Origin of the sequence: Streptomyces sp. MRC013, from assembly GCF_023614235.1 — a bacterium.
Classification (GTDB): domain Bacteria; phylum Actinomycetota; class Actinomycetes; order Streptomycetales; family Streptomycetaceae; genus Streptomyces.
In genome coordinates this window covers 3103633-3127571 of sequence record NZ_CP094264.1, presented here as the reverse complement: position 1 = coordinate 3127571, position 23939 = coordinate 3103633, and the positions used below count along the sequence as shown (strand labels likewise).

The 23939-nt window shown below is 74.8% G+C and carries 20 protein-coding genes, 1 tRNA gene and 1 pseudogene; 14 read left to right on the top strand and 8 right to left on the bottom strand.

Going from position 1 to position 23939, the window contains the following annotated elements; genetic code table 11:
- The first annotated feature begins 730 nt into the window (after positions 1-730).
- Positions 731-801: transfer RNA gene (locus LUW75_RS14415), tRNA-Cys, on the top strand.
- Between the two features lie 105 nt (positions 802-906).
- On the opposite strand, the gene LUW75_RS14410 is transcribed toward LUW75_RS14415, so the two are convergent.
- Complete coding sequence (locus tag LUW75_RS14410) at positions 907-1866, bottom strand: LysR family transcriptional regulator (RefSeq protein WP_250335972.1); 960 nt, start codon at positions 1864-1866, stop codon at positions 907-909.
- Positions 1857-2783, bottom strand: a complete 927-nt coding sequence (locus LUW75_RS14405; protein ID WP_250335971.1) for a LysR family transcriptional regulator — start codon at positions 2781-2783, stop codon at positions 1857-1859. Before LUW75_RS14405 ends, LUW75_RS14410 begins: the two co-directional genes overlap by 10 nt.
- A 259-nt stretch (positions 2784-3042) precedes the next feature.
- Between LUW75_RS14405 and LUW75_RS14400 the strand changes: the two genes are divergently transcribed.
- From LUW75_RS14400 to LUW75_RS14370, 7 genes are all read left to right on the top strand, one after another.
- Positions 3043-3783, top strand: coding sequence for a tRNA-dependent cyclodipeptide synthase (locus LUW75_RS14400; RefSeq protein ID WP_284453835.1), 741 nt, complete (start codon positions 3043-3045; stop codon positions 3781-3783).
- Positions 3770-5155 carry a purine-cytosine permease family protein gene (locus LUW75_RS14395; RefSeq protein WP_250335969.1) on the top strand — a complete coding sequence of 462 codons (1386 nt, stop codon included), beginning with the start codon at positions 3770-3772 and terminating at the stop codon, positions 5153-5155. The genes LUW75_RS14400 and LUW75_RS14395 overlap by 14 nt, the downstream gene beginning before the upstream one ends.
- Positions 5156-5185: 30 nt before the next feature.
- Positions 5186-5527, top strand: coding sequence for a rhodanese-like domain-containing protein (locus LUW75_RS14390; RefSeq protein ID WP_250335968.1), 342 nt, complete (start codon positions 5186-5188; stop codon positions 5525-5527).
- 74 nt (positions 5528-5601) lie between these two features.
- Positions 5602-6045 carry a thioredoxin family protein gene (locus tag LUW75_RS14385; RefSeq protein WP_250335967.1) on the top strand — a complete coding sequence of 148 codons (444 nt, stop codon included), beginning with the start codon at positions 5602-5604 and terminating at the stop codon, positions 6043-6045.
- Between the two features lie 199 nt (positions 6046-6244).
- Positions 6245-7552 (top strand): S8 family peptidase, encoded by a 1308-nt coding sequence (locus LUW75_RS14380; RefSeq protein WP_250335966.1) that lies wholly within the window; start codon positions 6245-6247, stop codon positions 7550-7552.
- Positions 7549-8523, top strand: a complete 975-nt coding sequence (gene trxB, locus LUW75_RS14375) for a thioredoxin-disulfide reductase (protein ID WP_250335965.1) — start codon at positions 7549-7551, stop codon at positions 8521-8523. The genes LUW75_RS14380 and trxB overlap by 4 nt, the downstream gene beginning before the upstream one ends.
- A gap of 445 nt (positions 8524-8968) precedes the next feature.
- Complete coding sequence (locus LUW75_RS14370) at positions 8969-10822, top strand: acetate--CoA ligase family protein (protein ID WP_462933737.1); 1854 nt, start codon at positions 8969-8971, stop codon at positions 10820-10822.
- A gap of 479 nt (positions 10823-11301) precedes the next feature.
- Here LUW75_RS14370 and LUW75_RS14365 read toward each other — a convergent pair whose 3' ends face one another.
- The gene (locus LUW75_RS14365; RefSeq protein ID WP_250335963.1) at positions 11302-11772 is read right to left on the bottom strand and encodes an ATP-binding protein; all 471 of its coding nucleotides are present in this window, start codon (positions 11770-11772) and stop codon (positions 11302-11304) included.
- Positions 11773-12077: 305 nt separating this feature from the next.
- Positions 12078-12491, bottom strand: a complete 414-nt coding sequence (locus LUW75_RS14360) for an STAS domain-containing protein (protein WP_250335962.1) — start codon at positions 12489-12491, stop codon at positions 12078-12080.
- Positions 12492-12677: 186 nt separating this feature from the next.
- Between LUW75_RS14360 and LUW75_RS14355 the strand changes: the two are divergent.
- Together LUW75_RS14355 and LUW75_RS14350 are read left to right on the top strand one after the other, a co-directional pair.
- Positions 12678-13253, top strand: a pseudogene (locus tag LUW75_RS14355) (RNA polymerase sigma factor); the annotation flags it as partial.
- A gap of 4 nt (positions 13254-13257) precedes the next feature.
- Complete coding sequence (locus tag LUW75_RS14350; protein WP_250335961.1) at positions 13258-14469, top strand: zf-HC2 domain-containing protein; 1212 nt, start codon at positions 13258-13260, stop codon at positions 14467-14469.
- Positions 14470-14488: 19 nt separating this feature from the next.
- Here LUW75_RS14350 and purU read toward each other — a convergent pair whose 3' ends face one another.
- Complete coding sequence (purU, locus tag LUW75_RS14345; protein ID WP_250335960.1) at positions 14489-15340, bottom strand: formyltetrahydrofolate deformylase; 852 nt, start codon at positions 15338-15340, stop codon at positions 14489-14491.
- A gap of 58 nt (positions 15341-15398) precedes the next feature.
- Entirely contained in the window at positions 15399-15881 is a 483-nt protein-coding gene (locus tag LUW75_RS14340; RefSeq protein WP_250335959.1) for an SCO4402 family protein, read from the bottom strand.
- Between the two features lie 194 nt (positions 15882-16075).
- Here LUW75_RS14340 and LUW75_RS14335 point away from each other — a divergent pair, with 194 nt between their 5' ends.
- Entirely contained in the window at positions 16076-17344 is a 1269-nt protein-coding gene (locus LUW75_RS14335) for an ABC transporter substrate-binding protein (RefSeq protein ID WP_250337672.1), read from the top strand.
- A gap of 15 nt (positions 17345-17359) precedes the next feature.
- Here LUW75_RS14335 and LUW75_RS14330 read toward each other — a convergent pair whose 3' ends face one another.
- Together LUW75_RS14330 and LUW75_RS14325 are read right to left on the bottom strand one after the other, a co-directional pair.
- Positions 17360-18655: a hypothetical protein gene (locus tag LUW75_RS14330; RefSeq protein ID WP_250335958.1), complete on the bottom strand. Its 1296-nt coding sequence runs from the start codon at positions 18653-18655 to the stop codon at positions 17360-17362.
- An 81-nt stretch (positions 18656-18736) separates the two neighbouring features.
- The gene (locus LUW75_RS14325) at positions 18737-20119 is read right to left on the bottom strand and encodes a transcriptional regulator (protein WP_250335957.1); all 1383 of its coding nucleotides are present in this window, start codon (positions 20117-20119) and stop codon (positions 18737-18739) included.
- 309 nt (positions 20120-20428) lie between these two features.
- Here LUW75_RS14325 and LUW75_RS14320 point away from each other — a divergent pair, with 309 nt between their 5' ends.
- The 3 genes from LUW75_RS14320 (at position 20429) to LUW75_RS14310 (ending at position 23917) form a co-directional block, all read left to right on the top strand.
- Positions 20429-21106, top strand: coding sequence for a bifunctional DNA primase/polymerase (locus LUW75_RS14320; protein ID WP_250335956.1), 678 nt, complete (start codon positions 20429-20431; stop codon positions 21104-21106).
- A gap of 313 nt (positions 21107-21419) precedes the next feature.
- Entirely contained in the window at positions 21420-22241 is an 822-nt protein-coding gene (locus tag LUW75_RS14315; protein WP_462933736.1) for an ABC transporter ATP-binding protein, read from the top strand.
- On the top strand, positions 22238-23917 hold the full coding sequence (locus LUW75_RS14310; RefSeq protein ID WP_250335955.1) for a transporter: 1680 nt from the start codon (positions 22238-22240) through the stop codon (positions 23915-23917). Before LUW75_RS14315 ends, LUW75_RS14310 begins: the two co-directional genes overlap by 4 nt.
- Positions 23918-23939 lie beyond the last annotated feature (22 nt).

Sequence of the window (23939 nt, the reverse complement as noted above, 5' to 3'; positions counted from 1 at the left end):
CTGCCGCGCTGAGGACCGCGGCCCCGCGCCTCCGCCCTGCGCTACCGTCGCCCCTCCGTCCGCCCGCCGCGCGGCGCCGCCTCCGGCCCCAACCGTCGTGCACGACACGGCCGGACCGGTGCGGCCCGGACCGCGCCCCCGAGCGGTGCGCCCCGGTCGGTTCGTCCGGGTGGTGCGGCCCGGGTGGTGCGATCCGATCGGTGCGGCCCGGGCCGTACGCCACCGGAGCAGCGTGACCGGACCCCACGGCCCGACCGGCACGCCCCCGACCCCACGGCCCGACCGGCACACCCCCGACCGCGCGATCCGGCCGGCACACCCCCGACCGCGCGATCCGGCCGACGCGGCCGAACCGCGTGTCCCGGGCGGCACGATCCGGACCCGGCGGCGCGGACGGGGCCGCCTGGCGGACCGAGCTCCCCGCAATCGCGAAAACACACCGTTCCGGACCTGTCGGCCACGCCGTCCCTATTCTCACCACATCTCGATTTTGCGGGCGGCCGAACCATTTCCGCGAAATTTTCCGCCGGGGTATACCCCAAAGGCATAACCCATTGACATGAAGGCATAACGGAATCCGTGTCGAATTGATTACGCACCGTTCAGGCGAAAGAAAGGTGTTCCTGTAGCCGAGAAGAGCTGCTAATGTTCTCAGCACCGGCGGGAAAGCACGCCGGACGGAAGAGGAACCTGCGACTCCCTCAACGGTCTCCTGGTTCCTTCCGTATTCGGTGGAGTGGCCGAGAGGCTAGGCAGCGGCTCGCAAAGCCGTTTACACAGGTTCGAATCCTGTCTCCACCTCGGCGTTGGCCCGCCACCCGCCGCCTTCGAGCGGCGGGTGGCGGGCTTCTGCGTGTACCGGACCCTCCCCCGCGCACGGCCCGCGCGACAGACCGGTGCCCCGGCTCACGCCCTCCCTTCGCTCCGGTACGCCTCGCGGACCGTGTCCGCCAGTCCGGGCGCCCAGGTGGCTGCCGGGCTGCCCGGCAGCCAGACCAGCAGGAGGCGGTGGCGGGTGCTGGCGTCGGAGAGCGGGGTGTAGGCCACGCCGACCGCCGGTGCGGGCAACGGGTAGGCGGGCAGTGCTCCGCGGACCGCGCAGGCCAGCGCCGCCGCCTCGGCCTCGTCGGACGCCCAGCGCAGCTCCACGTGCACGTCGGCGTGGCGCGCGGCCGCCGTGAAGTGGCGGCGCAGGTCGGCGTGGCGGCGGCCACCGACGAGCAGGCACATTTCGCCGTCGAGGTCGGAGAGCGCGATCGAAGGGCGCTGGGCCAGCCGGTGGTCGGCCGCGGTGCCGATCAGCATGTCCTCCTCGGCGAGCACCGCGGACTCGAGGAGTTCGGGGAGGGGTCCGTCCAGTACGGGGGAGTGCCGCACCACGGCCAGGTCCAGGCGGTGCGCGCGGAAGAACCCGAGCAGGTCCGTGCCGGAGTCGGCGGCCTGCGCGTCACCGGCGCCGGCGGACGCGCGGTACGCACCCAGGATGGTGCACAGCTCGACGTCCGCCCGCGGGAACAGGGCCCGGGCGTGGGCGGTCACCAGGGGGAGGACGGGGGTGGGCACCGTGCCGATGCGCAGGCGCTCCGCCGACGGGCCGGCGGGGTCCTCGTGCCTGCCGGTGGCCAGGAGGCGGTCGATCTTCGGGAGCAGCTCGTCGGCGCAGAGCAGCAGCAGCCGGCCGGCGGCGGTGAGCCTGGCCCCCTGGTGGTCGCGGCGGAGCACGACGAGGCCGGTCACCCGTTCGAGGTGCTGGATGCGGCGGGTGACGCCGGCCTGGCTGACGCCGAGTGCGCGCGCGGCGCCGGCCAGGCTCCCCGTGTCGGCGACGGCCCGCAGCACCCGCAGGTCCTGGACCTCTATGTCCATGACGACTCGGCGAGCGACAGCTCGCGGTGCGCGGCGGAGAGCAGCGCGACCAGCTTCGGCATCCGCGCGGCGATCCAGCTCTCCTTGCGGTAGGCCACCAGGTGGGCCACCCGCAGGTTCAGGTCGGCCACCGGGCGGCGCACGACGCCCGGTTGCAGGGGGCGGTGCGCCTGGGTCAGGGCCACGGAGTCCTGGTACCGGATCACCTGGCAGCGGGGCCCGGCCAGCGGGATGTCGTGGATGATGCGCGGCGTGAACCCGTAGGAGGCGCAGAGCCTGCGCAGCGCCTCGTCGCAGCCGTCGGGGCCGCTGCACGAGATCCAGTCCTCGCACGCCAGGTCCGCCATGGTGAGCCGCTCGGCGGTGGCCGTCGGCCGGTCGGCGGCGACCGCGAGCAGCACCGGGCTCTCGGCCCAGGGGATGTGCGCGATCGGGCCCTCGTCGGACGGAAGGTGCCCCTTCTCGGCCTGGTGGTCCCGCAGGGCGATGTCGATCTCCCCCTCTCTCAGCAGGTCCATCAGTTCACGGGCGGAAGGCGGGGTCACGATCTGCACGCGCTCCTCGGACGGCAGTCTCCGCAGGGAGCTGAGCAGGGGCTCGTAGAACACGTTGCACGCCGTCCCGCCGACCCGCAGCGTCCGGCGGCGCAGCACGCGGTAGTCGCGCACCTGCTCCCCGAAATAGTCGAAGGAGCGGAGGATGGACTCCGCGTGGTCCAGGACCGCGCTGCCCAGGGGGGTCGGGCGGGTGCCGTGCTGGTCGCGCTCGAACAGCGTCCCGCCGAACAGTTCCTCCAGCCGCCGTATCTGGCGACTCAGAGCAGGCTGGGGAAGCCCCAGGACCGTCGCGGCCTTGTTCAGGCTTCCGGTCTCGGAGACGACGCACAGCTGACGTAAGTGGCGGAATTGCAGGTCCATGCCAATAGTTAAGCCGCTCATCGAAGCCTTTGCCAGGTCTGGAGGTCAAGGGCTCGGCCTGCGATTTTCACACCCTGAAAGTCACCGATAGTCGGCCTGCGGGCACGCTGCGCTGTAGTGGCGGGAATTGCGGCAATGGCATAACCGCCCGGCAGTACTCAACCCCCCGGCGGACCGTCACCATTCCAGTCATCGCCTCACGGGCCGACGGCCTGACTGTGCGAGGGGGGCCCGTCCGCACCACTGCCTGAGAGTGAATATGTTTGAGATTGAACCACTTACCGAGCGATGTCGCAGCTTGCTGCCCGATTCCGTTCACGTGTGCATCGGGGTCAGCCCTTTCAACAGCTACTTCAGCACGCCGCGACTGCAGCGGCTGGCCGACTGGGCGCTGACACGTTTTCCGAACGTCCACTTCTTCGTGCCCGACGCGGCGGCCGCGTACACCCTGGAGGCACTGGGGTACGAGCCGGACCGCGCACGCCACAAGGCCCAGCGCCAGGGCCAGTACGTCCACAACAAGATCTGCACCGCGCTGCGCTCGGTGGGTGTGGAGAACCCCCAGGACCTGGTCCTGGGCATGGAGCGGCTGAACGGCATCGCCCGCTACACCTCGCTGCTGGACGAGGCGCACCTCCGCTTCCGCGAGGACGAGGGCTTCCGCGCCGCCTGTCTGGACGCCTCCAACTGGGTGCTGGACCAGAAGCTGCCCCCGGGCACCTCCCCGACGGAGGAGCAGCTGCAGAGCGCCGTACGCTACTTCCTCGCCGAGCTGCCCCTCTTCGTGGACGCCGGAGGCATCGCGGGCCACCGCCCGTCGTTCTTCGTCTACCACCACCGCGTCGCCTTCCTGGAGCGCTTCTTCCGCCACGAACTGAGCTGGCAGCCGGCGGACGGGCAGGGCTTCCTCGTGGTCCGCGAACTGCCGCAGGACGCCCCCGAGGCGCCGCAGCCGGCCGAGTCCGCCCCCGCCCAGGAGGTGGCCCATGGGATCGGCTGAGACCGAACGGAAGAACACCGAGCCGGCCCCGGTGACCGGTGCGGCGGCCCGGTCCGCCGGGGACGAGGCCCTCGACGACTACTCGCTGACCCCGGTCCCCGACGAGGCCCGCCACTCCTGGTTCTCCGTGGCGGTGCAGCGCTTCGGCCAGGTCTCCTCCTTCCAGCAGTTCATGGTGGGAGCCGTCCTCGGCTACGGCATGACGTTCACCGACGCGGTGATCGCCATCACCGTCGGCTCGGTGATGCTGGAGATCGTCACGATCCTCATGGGCGTCGCCGGGGTGAAGGAGGGCGTCTCCACGTCGGTGCTGGCCCGCTGGTCCGGCTTCGGCCGCAAGGGCTCCGCCGCCGTCGGCATGCTGGTGGCGCTCAGCCTCGCCGGCTGGTTCGGCGTCCAGAACGGCGTCTTCGCGCAGGGCATGCACGACCTCGCCGGCGGCATCCCCCAGTGGGCCTGGGCGGTGGCGGGCGGCGCGGTGGTCACGGCCATCTCGGTCTACGGCTTCAAGATCATGGCGTGGACGGCCTACCTGACCGTGCCGGCGTTCCTGGTCCTGGCCGGCTGGTCGGTGGTGGACACGCTGATCGGCCACCCGATGGACGAGCTGCTGACCGGGCCCCCTCCCGGGCCGGTCCTCAGCCTGGCCGAGGGCACGACGCTGGTGGCGGGCGCGTTCATCCTGGGCGCCCTGATGACCCCGGACATGACGCGCTTCAACCGCCGTCCCTCCGACGTCGTGAAGCAGACCCTGCTCGGCGTGACGCTGGGCGAGTACGTGATCGGGCTCACCGCGGTGATGCTCGGGCACGCCGCCCGCACCGCCGACATCGTCGGCATCATCACCACCTCCTCCGGCATCCTGGGTACGCTGATCCTGGCCACGTCGATCCTCAAGATCAACGACTGGAACCTGTACTCCTCCGCGCTGGCCACGGTCAACAGCGTCGACGTCATCTTCGGCCGCCGCATCGGCCGGCGGAGCGTCACCCTGGTGATCGGCGCGGCGGGTACCTTCCTCTCCGCCATCGGCATCGCCGACGACTTCACCGGCTTCCTGGAGACCATCGGGGTGCTCGCCCCGCCGGTGGCCGGAATCATCATCGCCGAGTACTACGTGGTGCGGCGGTACCGCGCGGACCTGGAGCAGGCGCGCCGCACGGGCCAGGAGCCCGACATCCCGAACTGGCTTCCGCTGTCCCTGGTCTGCTGGGCCGCCGGCACGCTGATCGGCGTGTACCTGGAGGCCGGCATCCCCGCCATCAACGCCGTCGTGGCCGCCTTCGCCCTCTACGCGGTGGTCGGCCGGATGATGGGCGCCCGGCACCGCGGCACCGCCCGAGAGACCCCCCTTTCCGACCCCACTGCATGACGAGGACCGGAGGCAGAAGTGCTACCCCTGGTGAAGCGGGACGAACTGAAGGCCGAGATGGACGCCGGAAAGGTCATCGTGGTCGACACGATGCCGACGGCCTACTACGAGCGTGAACACCTGCCCGGTGCGGTGAACATCCCGGGATTCCCGTACGAGGAGGCGGCGCGCTTCACCGACGAACTCGCGCCCACCGTGCTCCCGGACCGCACCAAACCCATAGTCGTGTACTGCGCGAACGTGCCGTGCCGCAACAGTGAACTCGTCGGCGCGCGCCTCGTCTCGCTCGGTTACACGGACGTACGCAAGTACCGCGAGGGGATCGAGGACTGGGTAGCCCACGGCCTGCCCACGCAGACCGCCGAAGGCTGAACGAGCCCCGGAGAGCCCCTCCCCCTCGTACGCGTACGCCCTACCCCGCCCCACCCCCACGAAAGGAAACCATCATGTACCGCAAGCTGGCTGTGGTCACCGCAGCTGTCGCCATGCTCCTGGGTGGCACCGCCGCCTCGGCCGTCGCCGCCCCGGCGGCGCCCGTCGCCGAGGTGTCCGCCACCGCGACGATCCCCAACGTCGTCGACGTCACCCCGGCCAACACCGCCCAGGTGATGCAGTGGTCGTACACCAAGCCGGTGGTCCTCGACTTCACCGCCACCTGGTGCTACTGGTGCCAGAAGCAGAAGCCGTACCTCCAGCAGTACAACACCGCCGACAACGGTGCCTGGGTGTGGGCCAAGGTCGACGTCGACAGGAACCGCGACCTGTACAACAAGTACCGGGTCCGCGGCATCCCGGCCCTGCTCAACATCCAGAACGGCCAGGAGGCCGGCAGCCGCATGGTGGGCTTCGACGGCCCGACCTCCCTGCGGAACTGGCTGAACAACCTGTAAGGCACAGATGCCGCCGCCGCTCCCGCGGCGGCGGCACACCCCGCCCGGGGCGCCGCCCCCTCCGGATCCCCCGCCCCGGGCACCCTCCCCTCGCACCGCAGGCGTACCGCACCCGCGGCACGCCTGCGGTGTCCCCCCGCTCCACCGCCGCAGTGCGCGGCGACCTCGCGTGAGACACAGGCGAAAGGCTCATCCCCCAATGAAGAAGCCCCTGTTGAAGGCGGCGACGGCGGCGGCCGTCGCGGCCGGTGTGGTCCTTCCCGTTCTGATCGCCGGACCGGCGTCGTCGAACACCCCGGCGGACCGGCCCTCGTCCGCCTCCACCGCCGCCACCACCGTGTACGTCGTCGAAGTCAACAGCACGGAGGCGACCAAGGAGGCGGTCACCCGGCGGGCGAACGAGGTGATCGCCACCAACGGCGGCGTGCTGCGGAGGGTGTACTACTCCGCCTCCCAGGCGTTCTCCGTCTCGCTCACCCCGGAGCAGGTGACCGCCTACTACAAGGACACCCGCGTCGACTCGATCACCAGCGACCGCGTCTACCGCGTCGCCGGGAAGCAGCAGGCGGTCCGGAGGCTGGACACCGGGGCGGCGGGGGTGGCGGCCCTCGGCGGCGGCGTCCAGACGTCACCGCCCTCCTGGGGCCTGGACCGCGTGGACCAGCGCGACCTGCCCCTGAACAACACCTACAGGTTCTCCGGCACCGGGTCGGGCGTGGACGCCTACATCGTCGACACCGGTGTGCGGGTCGGCCACCAGGAGTTCATGGGAGGCCGGGCCCAGGGCGTGTACGACGCCATCAGGCAGGCCCCCGGCGGCGCCAGCGACTGCAACGGCCACGGCACCGCCTCCGCGGCCACCGCCGCCGGACTGTGGAGCGGTGTCGCCAAGGGCGCCACCGTGAAGTCGGTGCGCGCCTTCGGCTGCGACGGCACGGGCACGCTGGAGCACATCATGTCCGCGGTGGACTGGATCACCGCCAACGCCGACGGCCCCTCCATCGTCAACCTGGGCTTCTCCGGCGAGCCGGGCTCCGTGCTCGACCTCCAGCTCTACCAGATGACCCACAAGGGCATCGCGTACACCGCCGCCGCGGGCAACGGCGACAGCTCGGGCAACGGCATCGAGTCCTGCGAGACGACCCCCGCCCGGCAGACCACCGCCATCACCGTCGCCGCCACCGACCGCAGCGACCGGCGACCGGCCTGGTCCAACTACGGCTACTGCGTCCACCTGTTCGCGCCCGGCACCGACATCACCACCGCCGGCGCGCTGAGCAACAGCTCCTACGTCAGGCTCACCGGCACCTCCGCGGCCACCGCCGAGGTCACCGGCGCGGCGGCCCTCTACCTGGCCGCCCACCCCGAGGCCACGCCGGTCGAGCTGGACGAGGCGCTCATCGCCGCCGCCACCAAGGACCACGTGCTGAACCCGGGCGCGGACTCCCGGAACCTGCTGCTGTACACCGGCCCGACCGGCACCACGAGCGGGCGGTCCGACCGATGAGCGGCGACATCCGCAACGTCGTCGTCATCGGCTCCGGCCCCGCCGGCTACACCGCCGCCCTCTACACCGCCCGGGCCGACCTCCGCCCGCTGGTCCTGCGGGGCAGCGCCTTCATCGGCGGCTCGCTGGCCACCACCACCGAGGTGGAGAACTACCCCGGCTTCCCCCAGGGCATACAGGGGCCGGACCTGATGGACGCCATGGCGTCCCAGGCGGAACGGTTCGGCGCCGAGATGGTCGACGTGGACGTGGTCGACGTCGACCTGGACGGGGACGTCAAGACGGTCACCGACAGCACGGGGCGCGAGTACCGGACGCGGGCCGTCATCGTCGCCACCGGGTCGGGCTACCGCAAGCTCGGCCTGGAGAAGGAGGACGAACTGTCCGGGCGGGGCGTCTCCTGGTGCGCCACCTGCGACGGGTTCTTCTTCCGCAACCACGACATCGTCGTGGTCGGCGGCGGCGACACCGCCCTGGAGGAGGCCACCTTCCTGAGCCGGTACGCCCGTTCGGTCACGGTGGTCCACCGGCGCGACACCCTGCGGGCCTCCAAGGCGATGCAGCGGCGGGCCTTCGCCGACCCGAAGATCACCTTCGCCTTCGAGCGCGAGGTGGCGGCCCTGCAGGGCGACATCGGCACGGGCCTCACCGGCGTCACGCTCCGGGACACGGTCACCGGGGCGACGGAGGACCGGGCGGTGACGGGGCTGTTCATCGCGATCGGCCACGACCCGCGCAGCGAACTCTTCAAGGGCCGGCTCGCCCTGGACGAGGCCGGGTACGTGCTGGTGGACGCGCCCTCGACCCGTACCAGCGTGCCGGGGGTGTTCGCGGCGGGCGACGTCGTCGACCACGTCTACCGCCAGGCCGTCACGGCGGCCGGGACCGGATGTGCGGCCGCCCTGGACGCCGAGCGGTACCTGGCGGAGCTCCACGACGGAGAACTCTCCGGGGAGTCCCTGACTCCCTAGGCGTCCCGTTCGGGGAGGTTGTGGCAGGTGAGGGCCTTCGGGCCCGGTGGGTACGGCGACGTCCCCACCGGCCCGGGGGCCCTCGTCTTTCGCCACGGCGCCCCGGGACGCCCGCCGCCGCCCCACCGGACACCCGCCGCCCCGCCCGGCCGCCTCCCGGATATCCGCCACCCTCCGGTCCGCCCTTCCCCGGCACCCGCCGCCCCGCCCGGCCAGCCCCCTCGGCACCCGCCGCCCCCGCCCCGCCGCGCTTCGGACGATGGCCGTGCGCGCTGTTCCCCCTGGGCAACTCATGAGTAACCTGACCGGGCGTCATTCGGGTTCGGCTGTGCGACGGGCGGGAGGCGGCGGAGTGGTTCTCGGTTCTGCTCGGGGCGGCTTCACCGGAGGACCGGGCCCGGGAGGCGGTGCCCCGGACCTGGGCCCCCTCTTCCGGCCCCGCGCCGTGGCGCTCCTGGGGGCGGGCGGTGGACGGGACGCCGCCGTGCGGTGGGCGCTCGGCCGCGGGGCGCGGGTGTACGCCGTGCGGGGCGCGGCGGAGGCCGGGGTGCGGTCCGTCCCGTCCGTCTCCGGGTTACCGGACGACGTGGACCTCGCCGTCGTCCTCGGCGACGACCCCCTGCCCGACGTCCGGCAGCTGGCCGCCCGGGAGATCCCCCTCGCCGTCGTCCTCGGCGGTTCCTCCTCCGCCGACCGGCTGCGCGGCGGTGCGACGCGCGTGCTCGGGCCCACCGACGCCGACCTCTTCGCGCCGCTGCGGGACGACCTCCCCGGACCCGGCGTCGCCGTCGTCACGCCGACCGGCGCCCGGGGGCGCCACCTGTACGCCCTCCAGGACGTCGGCGTCCGGGTCTCGTACTGGGCCGTCACCGGCGCCGGGGCCGACCTGACGGCCGCCGACCTCCTCGCGTACTGCGCCGAACAGCCCGGCGTCGGCGCCGTCGCCTGCCACCTGGACCCCGTCCACGACGCCCCCGCCCTGTTCCGCGCCGCCGACCACGCGGCCCGCCGCGGCGTCCCCGTCGTCGCACTCGCCACCGCCGCCCCGGCCACCGCGCCGGTCCTGGACGCGGCCCTCCGCCAGTACGGCGTCGTCCCGGTCGGCTCCCCCGACCAGCTGCAGGACACCGCCGTCCTCCTCGCCCGCGCCCGCCCGCCCCGCGCGGACGGCATAGCGGTGTACGACGACGGCCCCGACGGCGCCGCCGCCCACGTCGCCGCCCTCGCCTCCGCCGCCGGCCTCCCGGCCGCGGCCCGCCCGGGCGCCGGCCTCGACGCCCTCCTCGCGGACCCGGCCGTCGGGGTCGTCGTCTGCCCCGTCCCCGCCCCGCGCCCCCCGCACACCGACCGGCTCGCGCGGGCCCTGGCCGACGCGGCGGAGACGACCGACAAACCGGTCTGCGTGATCTGGGGTTCCCCGGCCGGCACGGAGGCGGCCTACCGGGAGACGCTCCTCGGCTCGCCCCGGGTCGTCACCTTCCGCACCACCGGCAACTGCGTCGCCGCCCTCGCGGCCTACGCCGGCCACCACCGCCGCGCCGCCGCGTACCGCTCCCCCTTCGAGGGGGCGCCGTCGCCGGCGGACCCGCCGTCGCCGGCGGCGCGCAGGGCGCGGCCCCTGCTGCGGCCCGGCCGGCGGCTCAGCGAGCACGCGGCGAAGCAGCTGTTGCGGGCGTACGGCGTCCGCGTACCGCGTGAGCAACTGGTGACCAGCGCGGCGGCGGCCGTCCGCGCGGCCGCCCAGGTCGGGTACCCGGTCGTGCTGAAGGCGTCCGCCCCCCACCTGGAGTACCGAGCCGAACTGGGCCTGGTCCGGGTGGGCCTGACCTCCGCGAGCCAGGTCCGCGACACGTACCGGGATCTCACGGAGATCGCCCGCTGCGACCGCCTCGACCTGGAGGGCGTCCTGGTCTGCCAGATGGTGGAGCGCGGTGTCGAGATGGCGGTCCGGCTGGCGCACGACCCGCTGCTGGGGCCGACCGTGACGGTCGGGGCGGGCGGCGCCCTGGCGGAGGTGGAGGCGGACACGGCCGTGCGCGTCCCGCCGTTCGGGGAGCGGGAGGCGCGGGCCGCGCTGGACGGGCTGCGCGTGCGCCGGCTGCTGGACGGGGTGCGGGGCGGCGCGCCGCTCGACGTGGACGCGCTGGCCGAGACCGTGCTGCGGGTCCAGCGCGTCGCCCTGGAACTGGGGGGTGAACTGGTGGAGTTGGCCGCCGACCCCCTGCTCGTACGGGAGCGGGGCCAGGGCGCGGTCGCGCTCGGCGCCCGGGCGGTGTGCCGACCGGACGACGGCGGCTGACGGCGCCGACCGCGGCCGGCGTCCCGCGCCCGCCCCGCTCCCGCCGGTGCCGGCGCCCGGCCGCGGCCGCGGTGCCGTGCCGTGCCGTGGGAGACCGCCCCGGCAGGCCGCACCGTCCCGGACGCGCGCCGCACCCCGCCGCCCTGACCGCACCCCGCCGCCGTGACCACGGCCACGGCTCGACGCCCGGCACGGGCTCCTCGCGCGGGACCGCTCCCCGGCCGCCGACGGCCCGCCGGGCGGGCCGCCCGGGGCCTTTCGGGGTGGCGGCACGCGGGTGCGCGCCCCGAGCACGGCACCGCGGCCGCCACCCGTCCGGCGCGGGCACCGCGCTCGCGCGCGGCCGGTTCCGGCACCGGAGGCGCGACCCGCACTCGCCGAGGACCGCCACGGCCCTCGGCGTCCCCTCGCCGCGGATCGCTGACCCCAGGGTGGTCAGACCGGCGCCCTCCGTCAACAGGTATGGGGGGTAAAGGAAGTTACGCGGTGTTCGTCACGGCACGGGACGGTTCGTACGCCTCCGGCTCGCGCACCGCCCGGGCGAGCACCGCCGCGCTCCGGTCCACCTCGCACCAGATGCGCTTGCCGCGCCCCTCCGGCTGCCAGCCCCACCGGTCGGCGAGCCCGTCGATCAGCTCCAGTCCCCGGCCGTGGGTGTCGGCGCCGTCCGCCCGGCGCTGCTGCGGCGGGGAGGCGCTGTCGTCCGCCACCTCGACCCGGACGATGCCGCCGGCGCCGCCCGGACCGAACAGCAGGCGCAGCACGGCCGGGCAGCCGGTGTGCACGACGGCGTTGGTCACGAGTTCCGAGATCAGGAGCACGAGGGTCTCGGCGAGCGACTCGTCGACGTCTATCCCGGAGCCGGCCAGCCGCGACCTCGCCCACCTGCGGGCCCGTCCCACCTCCGCGGGGTCCGGGCCGACCTCCAACTGAACTTGAAGCACCTGCACCGCTCACACCATCCGAACCGGCGGACACATCGCCTCGCGCCTCACAGCGAACCTTGGGCGCTCAGCATGGTTGACGTTCCGTCACCGGAACAAGCGCTTCGGGCATATTCCAGCGCGAAGGAGTACGGCTGATGCATACTGTGCGACGCACTTTTCGCGCAGTCGAACGCGGGCGCCCGACCGCCCCACCGGTACGCGGACGCGGCGGACCCGACCGCGCCGCCCGTCGGAGGACGAGGCCGCCCGGCGGCGGCCCTGGCCGCGCCGACGTCCCCCGCGGGTCCCGCACCCCTCACCGAACGTGACTAGGCGGACGCGGCGCGGGGCGCCGCCGCGCCGCCCGTCGCGCCCCGGGCGGATCCCTCCGCCGCGCCCGTCGCCGCCGGCACGTCCGGGTACACGTCGAACAGCCGGCGCACGCCGAGCGCCGCCAGCACCCGGTCGACGTGCGAGCCCTCCACCGCACCGCACGCCGGCAGGATCAGCCGCAACCGCCCCCGGCAGGAGTGCAGCAGCCGGCGCGCCGCGATGAGCACGCCCACGCCGCTGGAGTCGCACAACCGCACCCCGGACAGGTCGAGCACGACGTCGTGGCGGCCGTCCGCGACCGCCTCGTGCACCCGGCGCCGGACCACGGGGGACGACACGAGGTCGAGCTCGCCGCAGACGCGCAGTACGGTCCAGGTCCCGTACTCGGCCCGCTCCACCCTCAGCACCACGCCCCGACCCCTCCCCACCGGTCCCGGACCGCCCGGAGGACGGTCCCCGCGTCGCGACTGCCCCGTTCGCCACCGCCGAAACACCGGGGGGCGGAAACGGCGGCTTCTTTACCACCGTCCCGGCCGGAATGCCAGCACTTGCCCGAAGAACGCTGCGGCGCGGGAGGCCCGGACTACATTCGAAGAATGCCCAAGGACACACCGCCCCGCTGGGACAGCAGGATGCAGCAGCGGCTGGCCCGCGGAGAGGCGGCCGCGCTCGGGGAGCTGTACGACCGCTTCGCCTCGCTCGTCCACAACACGGCCCGCCGGGTGCTGGAGGACCAGGAGGCCGCCGACCGGGTCACGCGGGAGGTGTTCGGGTACGTGTGGGAGAACCCCGACGCGTACGACCCGCGGAAGGAGGGCTCGCTTCGGGCCTGGGTCGCCCGGCTGGCCCGCCGGCAGTCCGTGCACCGGCTGCGGCAGAGCGGCGCGCGGGCGATCGCCGAGGGCGGGGAGGGCTCGGCGGAGGAACTGGAGCAGCGGGTGCGGCGGGCGTCCGCGGCGGCCCGCGCCGACTACATCGTCACGGCGATGCCGGTCCCGCTGCGCGCGGCGCTGGAGCTGGCGTACTTCCAGCGCCGGGACTACCGGCAGACCGCCGCGCGCCTGGGGGTGACCCAGGACGAGGCCCGGCGCCGGCTGCGGCTGGGGCTCCAGCTGCTCGCGACGGCCCACACGCGGCCGCCGGACGGGGCGCCCCCGGTCCCCGGGGGCCGTCGCTGTGACCGGGACCGTGGGCGGCGGGGGCCGGGCGCCGTCGCGCGTGCCGCGTCCCCGGCCGGCGGCGGACGACTCGCCGGGCCGCGTCCCGGCCCCGCCACGGGAGCCGTCGCCGCCGTCGCACGCGACGCTCCGGTCGCTCCTCGGGGCGTGGGCGCTGGCGGCCTGCTCCGCCGAGGAGACCTCCGCCGTCGAGGCGCACCTGACGGAGTGCGCGCCGTGCGCGGACGAGGCGCTGCGGCTGCGCGACGCGGTCGGCCTGCTGCACAGCGAGCGCGACCTGGACCTCGACCCGCTGCTGCGGTCGCGGGTCCTGGAGACCTGCCTGGACCGGCGCCCCGCCCGCGTCCCCGTGCCGGAGTGGGCCGGCCCGTACGACGCGGAGACCGCTCGGCTGGACGCGCTGCTCCGGGACATCGGCCGCGCGGAGTGGCGCGCACCGGTGCGGCTCAGGTGGTTCGCGGGCGGGCGGCGGGTGGACCGGCCGACCGACGTCGCGGGCGTCATCGGCCATCTGCTCGCGGTGGACGGCCTGGTGGCCGCGGCCCTGGGACTGGGCGACCCGGTGGGGCCGTATGGGGGCGCCGCCCGGTCGCCGTACGGGCCGGCGGAGCGCACGGAGGCGTTCTGGCGCGCCCTCGCGGAGGGCGGGGACGGGCGGTGCCCGCGGGAGCCGTGGCGGGACCAGGCGCACACGCTGGTGCGGACGGTGTCCTTCGCCGGGCGCGGGGTGGCGGAGCTGCCGGTGCCGTACGGCCCGTTCTCCCTGCCGCTGCGGGACGCCCTGCTGGAGCGGGCGTTCGAGTGCTGGGTGCACGCGGAGGACATCGCCTCGGCGGTGGACTACCCGTACGACCCGCCCTCCGGGGCGCATCTGCGCGGCATGGTCGACCTGGTGGTCCGCCTCCTGCCGGCGGCGCTGGCCGGCCGCCGCCGCGCCGGGCTGGCGGGGCCCGCCGGAGCGGGCGGGCCGGGGCGGTCGCTGCGCCTGGAGGTGGAGGGGGCGGGCGGCGGCCAGTGGCACGTCGCCCTGGACCACCCGGCGGCGGCCCGCCCGGAACGGGAGGTGGCGCTCGTGGCCCTGGACCGCCTGGAGTTCTGCCGGCTGGTGGCGGGGCGCGTCACCCCGGAGGAGGCCGCGGTGGGGGAGGCGGGCGACCGGGAGGCGATCCGGGAGGTCCTGTACGCCGCGGCCTCCCTGAGCCGCATGTAGGGCGCCGCCCCCGCCGTCCTCAGTCGAAGACGACCGTGCGGCCGCCGTTGAGCAGGACGCGGTGCTCCGCGTGCCACGTGACCGCGCGGGCCAGCGCCCGGCACTCGACGTCGCGCCCCACGGCCACCAGCTGCTCGGGAGTGGCCTCGTGCCCGACCCGCTCGACCTCCTGCTCGATGATCGGCCCCTCGTCGAGGTCCGCCGTCACGTAGTGGGCCGTCGCGCCGATCAGCTTCACACCGCGCGCGTGCGCCTGGTGGTAGGGCCTGGCCCCCTTGAAGCTCGGCAGGAAGGAGTGGTGGATGTTGATGACCCGCCCGCTGAGCACCCTGCACAGGTCGTCCGACAGGACCTGCATGTACCGCGCCAGCACCACCAGTTCGACGTTCTCGCCGCGCACCAGCTCCAGCAGCCGGGCCTCGGCCTCCGCCCTGGTGTCCGCAGTGACCGGGACGTGGTGGAAGGGGACGTCGTACGAGGCCGCGAGCTCCGCGAAGTCCGTGTGGTTGGAGACCACGGCCACGACCTCCACCGGCAGCGCGCCGATCCGCGTGCGGAACAGCAGGTCGTTCAGGCAGTGGCCGAACCTCGACACCATCAGCACGACCCGCATCCGCTCGTCGGCCCGGTGGATCCGCCAGTCCATCCCGAAGGAGTCGCCGACCGGGGCGAAGCCCGCCCGGAGCTTCTCGACGGTCACGGGCGCCCCGGCGGAGAAGTGGACCCGCATGAAGAAGAGGCCCGAGCCGTGGTCCCCGAACTGCTGGCTGTCCTCGATGTTGCACCCCGTGATGAGGAGGTAGCTCGACACGGCGTGCACGATGCCCGGCCGGTCGGGGCAGGAGAGGGTGAGGACGTACTGGTCGGTCATCCCGGCAGCATGCCACACGGGGCGGGCGCGCCCGCGGGTCCGCCCGCCGGCCGCGGTCCTACGCGGTGCCCGTCAGCGCCCGCAGGGCGTGCAGCGGCCGCGGCGGGACGTCCGGGTCCTCGCCGTCGTTGGCGGAGAGCCGCACGTGGGCCTCGCGGGCGGCGTGCACGGCCTCGGGCCAGCCGGGGTGGCCCAGGTACGCGGAGACGGGCGCGTCCGGGCCGACCTGGTGCACGATCCGCAGGACCAGCAGGACGGCCTGGTCGACGAGCCGGGCCTCGTCCGGGTCGCGGAATATCGTCCCGAGGTACTTCTCGGCGGACCAGTTGTCCAGCCAGGTGTCCTCGACCAGCCGGTAGACGGCGTCCGTGACGTCCCCGTACCCGTCGGCGCCGGCCAGCCAGCACTCCTCGTGGAAGCGGACGTCGGAGAGCATGTGGAGCGCCGAGCGCACGTTGGCGCGCCAGCGCCACCACGGCATGTCGTTGAGGGGCATGCCGCCCATGGTGGACGAGTGGCGGCCGGGGCGGGAAGGGTTCATCTGCGTTCACCTCGCGGACACGGTCCTGCGGGCCGCGCCGGGCGGGCCGGGTAAGCTCCACCGGGCGGTGGGGCGTACGGATGGTACGTCCTCCACGGTACGCGCCGGACGGCTCCCGCAATTCACCTTCACGTCACCGGCTGTTGAACCACCCTCACTCCCGCGTTCCCCGTGAACCGGAAGTGTGCATGTCTATGACCGGTAACGGCAGGCGACGCTTTGCCACCTTCCTCACTTCCAGGGCCGCGACGGCTCTCGCCGCGGCGTCCCTCCTCGCCGGCTGTGGCGGGCTCCCTGGGGCCACGGGGGGCTCCAGGGAACCCATCACAGTGATGACCTGGGCACCCCAGGACACCAAGGCGACCAACATGCCCGGCATGCCCGCGATGGCCGAGGCGTACGCACGCTGGACCAACAGCCAGGGCGGCCTGGCCGGGCACGAGCTGCGCGTGATCACCTGCAACGAGGGCAACACCGCGACGGGCGCCGCGACCTGCGCCCGCAAGGCCGTCAAGGAGGGCGTGGCCGCCGTCGTCGGCTCGTACAGCCAGCACGGCCGGGCCTTCATGGCCACCCTGGAAGCGGCGAACATCCCCTACATCGGCGGCTACGGCCTGTCCGACGAGGAGTTCACCAGCTACCTCTCCTATCCCGTCAACGGCGGGCAGGTCGCCCTGCTCGCGGGCAACGGCATGCAGCTCGCCGCCTCCTGCGAGCGGGTCTCCCTGGTCCGCCCCGACACGATCGCCGGCGACTACCTGCACGCGCTGCTCAACTCGGGCCTCGCCCACGGCAAGCAGCGCGAGGCGTACGACATACCCGCGGCCGAGGACGCCGGGGAGTACACGGCCGTCGCCACCCGCTCGCGGAAGCGGGCCGGCGAGGAGCGCGGCTGCGTCACCGCCACGCTCGGCGAGCGGACCGCGCACTTCTTCGACTCGTTCCGCCGGCTCACCCCGGACGGCCGCGACATCCGGATCTCGTCCGTGCTCGGCAGCGTCGACCAGTTGCTGGTCGACCGGACGGGCGGCGCCTCGGGGCCGTTCGAGGGGGCGTACGTCACCGGCTGGTACCCGGCCCCCGGCGACCCGCGCTGGGAGCCGATGCGGCGGGTCATCCAGGAACACGCCTTCGGCGACAACCGGATCGACCCGGCCGACGCCGGCGTGCAGACCACCTGGATCGCGTACACGGTCCTCAAGCGGGTCGTCGAGGCGATCGGCGAGGAGAAGGTGACCCCCGGCAAGATCACGCTCACCCTGGACCGCGGTCTGCGGGTGGACACCGGGGGCCTCACGCCGACGCTGCGCTGGCGGTACGAGGACATGCTGGGCACCCCCGGCTTCCCCCGGCTCGTCAACCACGAGGTGACCTTCCAGGTGGTGCGGAAGGGGCGTCTCGTCGCCCAGCGCACCGGCTTCGTCGACGTCGGCCGGACGCTCCTCGAAGCCCGCTCCTCCTGAGGCCGCGGCCCGCCCCTACAGCTGGGTGGGCTGCCGCCTGGTCAGGCCGTACGTCTCGGCGATGCCGTTCCAGAGACGTGCGGCCTGACGCTTCGCGCCGGTCGCCTCCCCGCTGGCCACGGCCGCCCGCGCGGTGCTGGCTGTGTGGCGGGCCCGGCCGCCCTTGCAGTTCTTCGGGTTCTTGACCTGCTGGGCCCAGGCCGCGTAGTGGTCGTCGGCGGTGGCGGACGCCTGCCACGCCCGGGTGAGCGACGACGACAGCTCCGCGTGGTCCGGCAGCCTGTCGATCTCGATCCGCCCCAGCCGGTTCACCAGTTCCCGCCGCTGGCCGGCGGCCTCCCGCAGGTCGGCGGCGGCCTTGTCCAGGTTCCGGCACTTCTTGATGTTCTCGACGGAGCCGATCACCGCGTCGCGGCTGTCGTTACTGTCCGCGAGCAGCTTGTCGAGCTCCTCCGCCTGCTCCCTCACCGGGTCCGGGGCCGGCGCGGAGGCCGACGTCCGGACCGGCGCGGGGGACGAGGCGGCGACCGCGCCGGCCTTGCCGTCCTCCTCGGGCGCCTCCTCGCCGCCGCCCATCAGGGCGCCCGCGCCGAGGCCCACCACGGCGCACCCGACGACCACCGCGGCGACGAGCGGCAGCTTCGAGGAGCGGCGGCGCCCGGGCTCTTCACGGCGGCCGCGGTCGTCGCGGTCGTCGCGGTCGTGCGGCTCCGCGTACGGCGGGGGCAGCCGGAGGCCCCGGGGCTGGTGCGGCCGGTGGCCGTGGGCCGGCTGCGGGGCGGACGGCTCGATGCGGGGCATCTGCCGGGTGGCGCCCGCCGTGTCGTCGCGGAACAGGTTGTCGAACTCCGCCGGGGGCCCGCCCTGCCCCGGTACGGGCGGGAGGTACTGGGTGGCCTCCGCGTCCGAGTCCGGCCAGGGGGCCGAGTGCGCGGGGTGGGGCTGCGGGTGGGACGGTCGCCGCCCCTGCGGCGGGTACGCCTGCGGGTGCTGCGGGTACGGCGACCGGGGCTGCCCGTGCTGCTGCGCGCCGAAACCGGTGCCCAGGAACCGGGTCGACTCCGCCGGGCTCTCCGCGGGCGGCCGCCCCTGCTGCGGGGACGGCGGCGCCGGCGGAACCGGCCGCAGGTACTGCGTGGCGTGGTCCTCCCCCGGCGCGGCCTGCGGGGGCTCCGGGGCCGGCGGAACCGGCCGCAGGTACTGCGTGGCGTGGTCCTCTCCCGGCACGGCCTGCGGGGGCGGCGGTCCCCAGGGTTGGCCAGGGGCCTGGCCCCACGACTGGCCCTCCTGGCCGTGTCCGCTCTGCGTCACCGGGACTCCTACGTGTGAACCTACGGAAGCGTCGGCTCACGCTACCGGGTGCACCGCCGTCCCCGCACACGGGTGCGGCCGTTACGCCGCCCGGGGTGCCAGCCGCGCCGCGACCTCCCGTACCGCGGGCTCGTCCCGGAACGGCTCCAGCCGCGTCCGGAGGTCGTCCAGGTACTCCGCGCCGCGCGACGACCGCAGCGTGCCCAGGAGTTCGGCCGCCCGCGCCGCGGTGTGGCAGGCCTGCTCGACCTCCCGCTGCTGCACCTGGGCCGCCGCCAGCAGGGCGAGGCCGATCGCCCGCCGCCGCACCCGCGTCGCCGGATGCCCCTCCAGCGCCTCCGCCGCCGCCCGCTCCGCCGCCCGCCCCTGGTCCAGGTCCCGGTGGCAGTGGGCCAGTTCGTCGGCGAGGTACGCGTGGTCGAAGTGGGCGATCCACTCCGGGTCGTCGCCCGTGTCCGGGTCGGACCGGTCCAGCGCGGCGACGGCCCGGCCCGCCGCGTCCCGGCAGGCGCGCACGTCCCCGAGCCGGGCGTGGCCCCGCGCCTCGGCCGCCAGGAACATCGCCTCCGTGCGCGGGGTGACGTGCCCGCGGGAGCCCTCCTGCGCGACGCGCGCCAACTGGGCGATCTCACGCGGGTTGCCGAGCCGCTCCGCCAGGTGGCTCATCGACGCGGCCAGCACGTAGCCGCCGTAAGCCCGGTCGCCCGCGGCCTGCGCGAGCCTCAGCGCCTGGATGTAGTACCGCTGCGCGAGCCCCGACCGGCCGGTGTCGACCGCCATGTACCCGGCCAGTTCCGTCAGCCGCGCCGCCGCCGCGAAGAGCTGCCGCCCCACCGGGTCCCGGTACGAGCCGCAGAGCATCCCCGACACGACGCCGTTCAGGTAGTGGACCACCACGGGGCGCACGTACCCGCCGCCGAACCGGTGGTCGAGGTCGATCAGCGCCTGCGTCGTCTCGCGCACGGCGCGCACGTCCGCCGGGCCGACCCGGGAGCCCGTGCTCCGCGCCACCCGGGCGTCGGGGGCGGTGATCAGCCAGTCCCTGCTGGGCTCCACGAGCGCGGAGGCGCCCGCGGCCGGGCCGGTCGGCAGCTCCCGCCGGCTCGCGTCGCCGCGCCACAGCTCGCAGACCTGCTCGACGGCGCCCGCCACGGTCGGCGAGAACAGCAGTCCCACCCCGCTCGCCGGGTTCCTGCCGCTCGCCATCCCGATCTCGTCGACCGTGACCGTGCGGCCCAGCTTGCGCCCGAGCGCCTCGGCGATGACGCCCGGGGCACGGCCCCGGGGCTGCTGCCCGCGCAGCCAGCGCGCCACCGACGTCTTGTCGTACCGCAGGTCGAGCCCGCGCTCCGAACCGACCATGTTGACCCGGCGGGCGAGCCCGGCGTTGGAGCACCCCGCCTCCTGGATGAGCGCCTGCAGCCGTTCGTTCGGCTGACGGGTGACGAGCGGCCTCGCTGCCATGACTACCCCCTGTGGTACCGGTGGCGGTGAAACGCCCCGATCACTGCCCAGCTGATGTCCGGAGAATGCGGAACTCGGCGCTGTCATACCAGATCATCTAAGGTCGCCGCCTTGTGCGACGTGTGTCCGGGGAGTACCGCGACGTCCCCCGTCGGGACCCGCGAGGCGGCTCCTCGGGCCTGCCTACCCGCCCGCGGCCGACACCGCCCGTGCGCGCCCCCGGGCGTGCACCCGTGCGCCCCGCGTGCCGGGCCGGTGCACGGCGGCGTCCACCTCCGCATCCCGTAACCACCCGTGGGGAGGACGGTTGTGCCGACCGTGGAAGAGACCATGGGAGCCGGGGAGGCCGCGCGCGTCCCCGGGCGGCGCGGCGGGCCGCCGCGGGACAGCGCCGTGCGGTACGCGGTGGAGCGGCACTGGGACGTGTTCCCCGGCACGTGGCCGGAGGTGGTCGGCGGCCGGGAGCTCTGCTCGTGCGGGGACTCGGCCTGCGCGTCGCCGGGGGCGCACCCGTTGCACGAGGACTGGGAGGCCCGGGCCACCGGCGGCCCGGCGTCGGTGCGCCGGTTGTGGGACGGGCACCCGGAGGCGTCGGTCCTGCTGCCGACGGGCCGCACGTTCGACGTGCTGGACGTGCCGGAGTCGGCGGGCTTCCTGGCGCTGACGCGGATGGAGCGGACGGGCGTGCCGCTCGGCCCGGTGAGCTGCGGACCGGACCGGCGGATGGCGTTCTTCGTGCTGCCCGGGGCCGCCGCGAGGGCCGCGGGCCTGATCCGCGGGCTGGGCTGGTCGCCGTCGGGCATCGACCTGGTCGCCAAGGGCCGGGGCGGGTACGTGGTGGCGCCGCCGTCACGGGTCGCCGGGCAGGGCGCGGTGCAGTGGGTGCGCCACCCGACCCCCGCCAACCGGTGGCTGCCGGGCGTGGAGGAGCTGATCGGCGCACTGGCCTACGCGTGCGGCCGGGACGCGGCGACGGGACGTCGCTGACCACCCCCTCTCCTCTCCGGTGTCCGGCCCCGGGTCCCCGGGCACCCGGGCACCCGGGCCTCCGAGAACCGGGTCCTTCCGGCTCCCGCGGGGCTCCGGCCTCCGCGGCCCTCCCGGCGCCCGGTCCGGGCGGGGCCTCCGGTGCCCGCGGTTCTCCCGGCACCCCGGCACCCCGGTCCCGGTGCCGGCCCGCGCCCCGGCCCCGGCCCCGTTCCTGCTCCCGGTGCCGCCGGGCGTGGCGGGAACCCCGTCCCCCCTGCGGGTTCGTAGGCTGTGCCCGTACACGTGATCGACGGGGTGGTGGAAGGCGGCGGTGACCGTGCCGGAGCGGGACCGGGAAGTCGGCGGGGCGGGCGGAACCCCGGAGGCGGCGCCCGCCGTCCGTGTGGAGGGGCTGTGGAAGCGCTTCGGCGAGCAGGTCGCGGTCGCGGGGGTGGACCTGGTCCTGCCCGCGGGCAGGTTCGTCGGTCTGGTCGGCCCGAACGGCGCGGGCAAGACGACGACGCTGTCGATGGTGACCGGGCTGCTCCGCCCCGACGGGGGACGCGTCGAGGTCGCCGGGCACGACGTGTGGCGGGACCCGGCCGCGGTGAAGGCCCGCATCGGCGTGCTGCCGGAGGGGCTGCGGCTGTTCGAGCGGCTGTCGGGGCGCGAACTCCTGGCGTACACGGGAAGGTTGCGCGGCCTGCCCGGCGCGGAGGTCGACAAGCGGGCGACGCAGCTGCTCGACGTGCTGGACCTGGCGGGGTCCCAGCACAAGCTGGTCATCGACTACTCGACCGGCATGCGGAAGAAGATCGGCCTCGCGGCGGCGCTGCTGCACAACCCCGAGGTGCTCTTCCTCGACGAGCCGTTCGAGGGCGTCGACCCTGTTTCGGCGCAGACGATCCGGGGCGTGCTGGAGCGGTACACGGCGTCCGGCGCGACGGTGGTGTTCTCCAGCCACGTGATGGAGCTGGTGGAGTCCCTCTGCGACTGGGTCGCGGTGATGGCCGCCGGACGGATCCGCGCGTGCGGCTCGCTGGCGGAGGTCCGCGGTGGCGCGCCGACGCTGCAGCGGGCGTTCCTGGAGCTGGTCGGCGCGCAGGACCGCGACGCGGGCGCGTCCCTGGACTGGCTGGGGGGTGCCCGATGACGCACGGGCCGGGTACGGCGAACGTCCCGGGCGCGGACGGGCCGGGCACCCCGGGCCCGGGTGCGGTCGGCTCCGCGGGCACGGGGGCGCTGACGGCCGTCTTCGTGCGGATCAAGCTGTCGCTGCTGCGCAACGGGCTGCGGCAGTCGTCGGGCCGTACGGCCGTCTTCGTCGTGTCGGCCGTCCTCTCCCTGCTGTTCGCGGCCGGCCAGCTGCTCGGCCTGGTGCTGCTGCGGGGGCACGCGCAGGCGGCCACGGTGGCGGTGCTGCTGACCGGGTTGACGGCGCTCGGCTGGGCGGTGGTGCCGCTGTTCTTCCCCAGCGGGGACGAGACGCTGGACCCGACGCGGCTGGTGATGCTGCCGCTGCGGGCGGGGCCTCTGGTGTGGGCGCTGCTGGTGGCGTCGCTGGTGGGCATCGGCCCGCTGTTCACGCTGTGCCTGGTGCTGGGGGCGGGTGTCTCCGTGGCACACGGGGCGTTCGCGGTGGCCGTGGCGGTGGTGGCGGTGCCGCTGGCGCTGCTGGTGTGCCTGGCGCTGGCCCGTGCGGTCGCGGCGGCCAACATCCGGTTGCTGACGTCCCGCAAGGGGCGGGACCTGGCGCTGCTGAGCGGCCTGGTCGTGGCGATCGGCATCCAGGTCGTGAACTTCGGCGCGCAGCGGCTCGGCCGGGCGGGCGGGCTGGCGCGGCTGGAACCGGCCGCGGACCTGGCGCGGTGGGTGCCGCCGGCCTCGGCGGTCGGCGCGGTCGACGCGGCCGGTCGCGGCGCGTACGGGACGGCCGCGGCGCAACTGCTGCTGTCGGCCGCGGCGCTGGTGGCGCTGCTGCTGTGGTGGCGGCGGAGCCTGACGCGGCTGATGACGGCGCCGGACGGTTCGACGGTCGCGGCGGCGACGGCGACGGGCGCGGACGCGGTCCGGGGCGGCTCCCGGACCGGCTGGACCCGGCTGCTGCCGGAGGGGCGCACGGGCGCGGTGGTGCAGCGGGCGCTGCGGTACGCCTGGCGGGACCCGAAGGCCAAGTCCGGCTGGGTGACGTCGCTCGCGCTGGGACTGATCGTCCCGGTGTTCAACGCCCTGCAGGGCACCGGCTCGGTGTACTGGGCGTGCTTCGCGGCGGGCCTGCTGGGGACGCTGATGTACAACCAGTTCGGGCAGGACACCTCGGCGTTCTGGATCGTCGCGACGACCGTGTCGTCGAAGCGGGACGCCTACGCGGAGCTGCGGGCGCGGGTGCTGGCGCTGCTGCTGGTGACGCTGCCGTACGTGACGGTGGTGACGGTGGTGACCGTCGCGGTGCTCGGCGACTGGGAGGTGCTGGCGGAGGGCCTGGGCCTGTCGTACGGGCTGCTGGGCGCGATGCTGGGGGTGGGCGCCTGGGCGTCGGCGTCCTTCCCGTACTCCATCCCCCAGGACAGCGCGTACAAGGGCGCGGCGCCGGGGCAGGGCGGGCTGGCCTGGGCGTCGATGCTGGGCGGGATGCTGCTGTCGGCGGTGCTGTGCACCCCGCTGATCGCGGCGGCGGTGTGGACCCGCGCGGCGTCCACCGGGCCGTGGGTGCTGCTGCCGCTGGGCGCGGTGTGGGGGGCGCTGCTGACGTGGGGCGGCCTGCACCTGGCGGCGGGCCGCATGTTCCGCAGGCTCCCGGAGATCCTGGCGGCCGTCAGCAAGGCCTGACCGTCCCCGGGCCGGGTGCGGG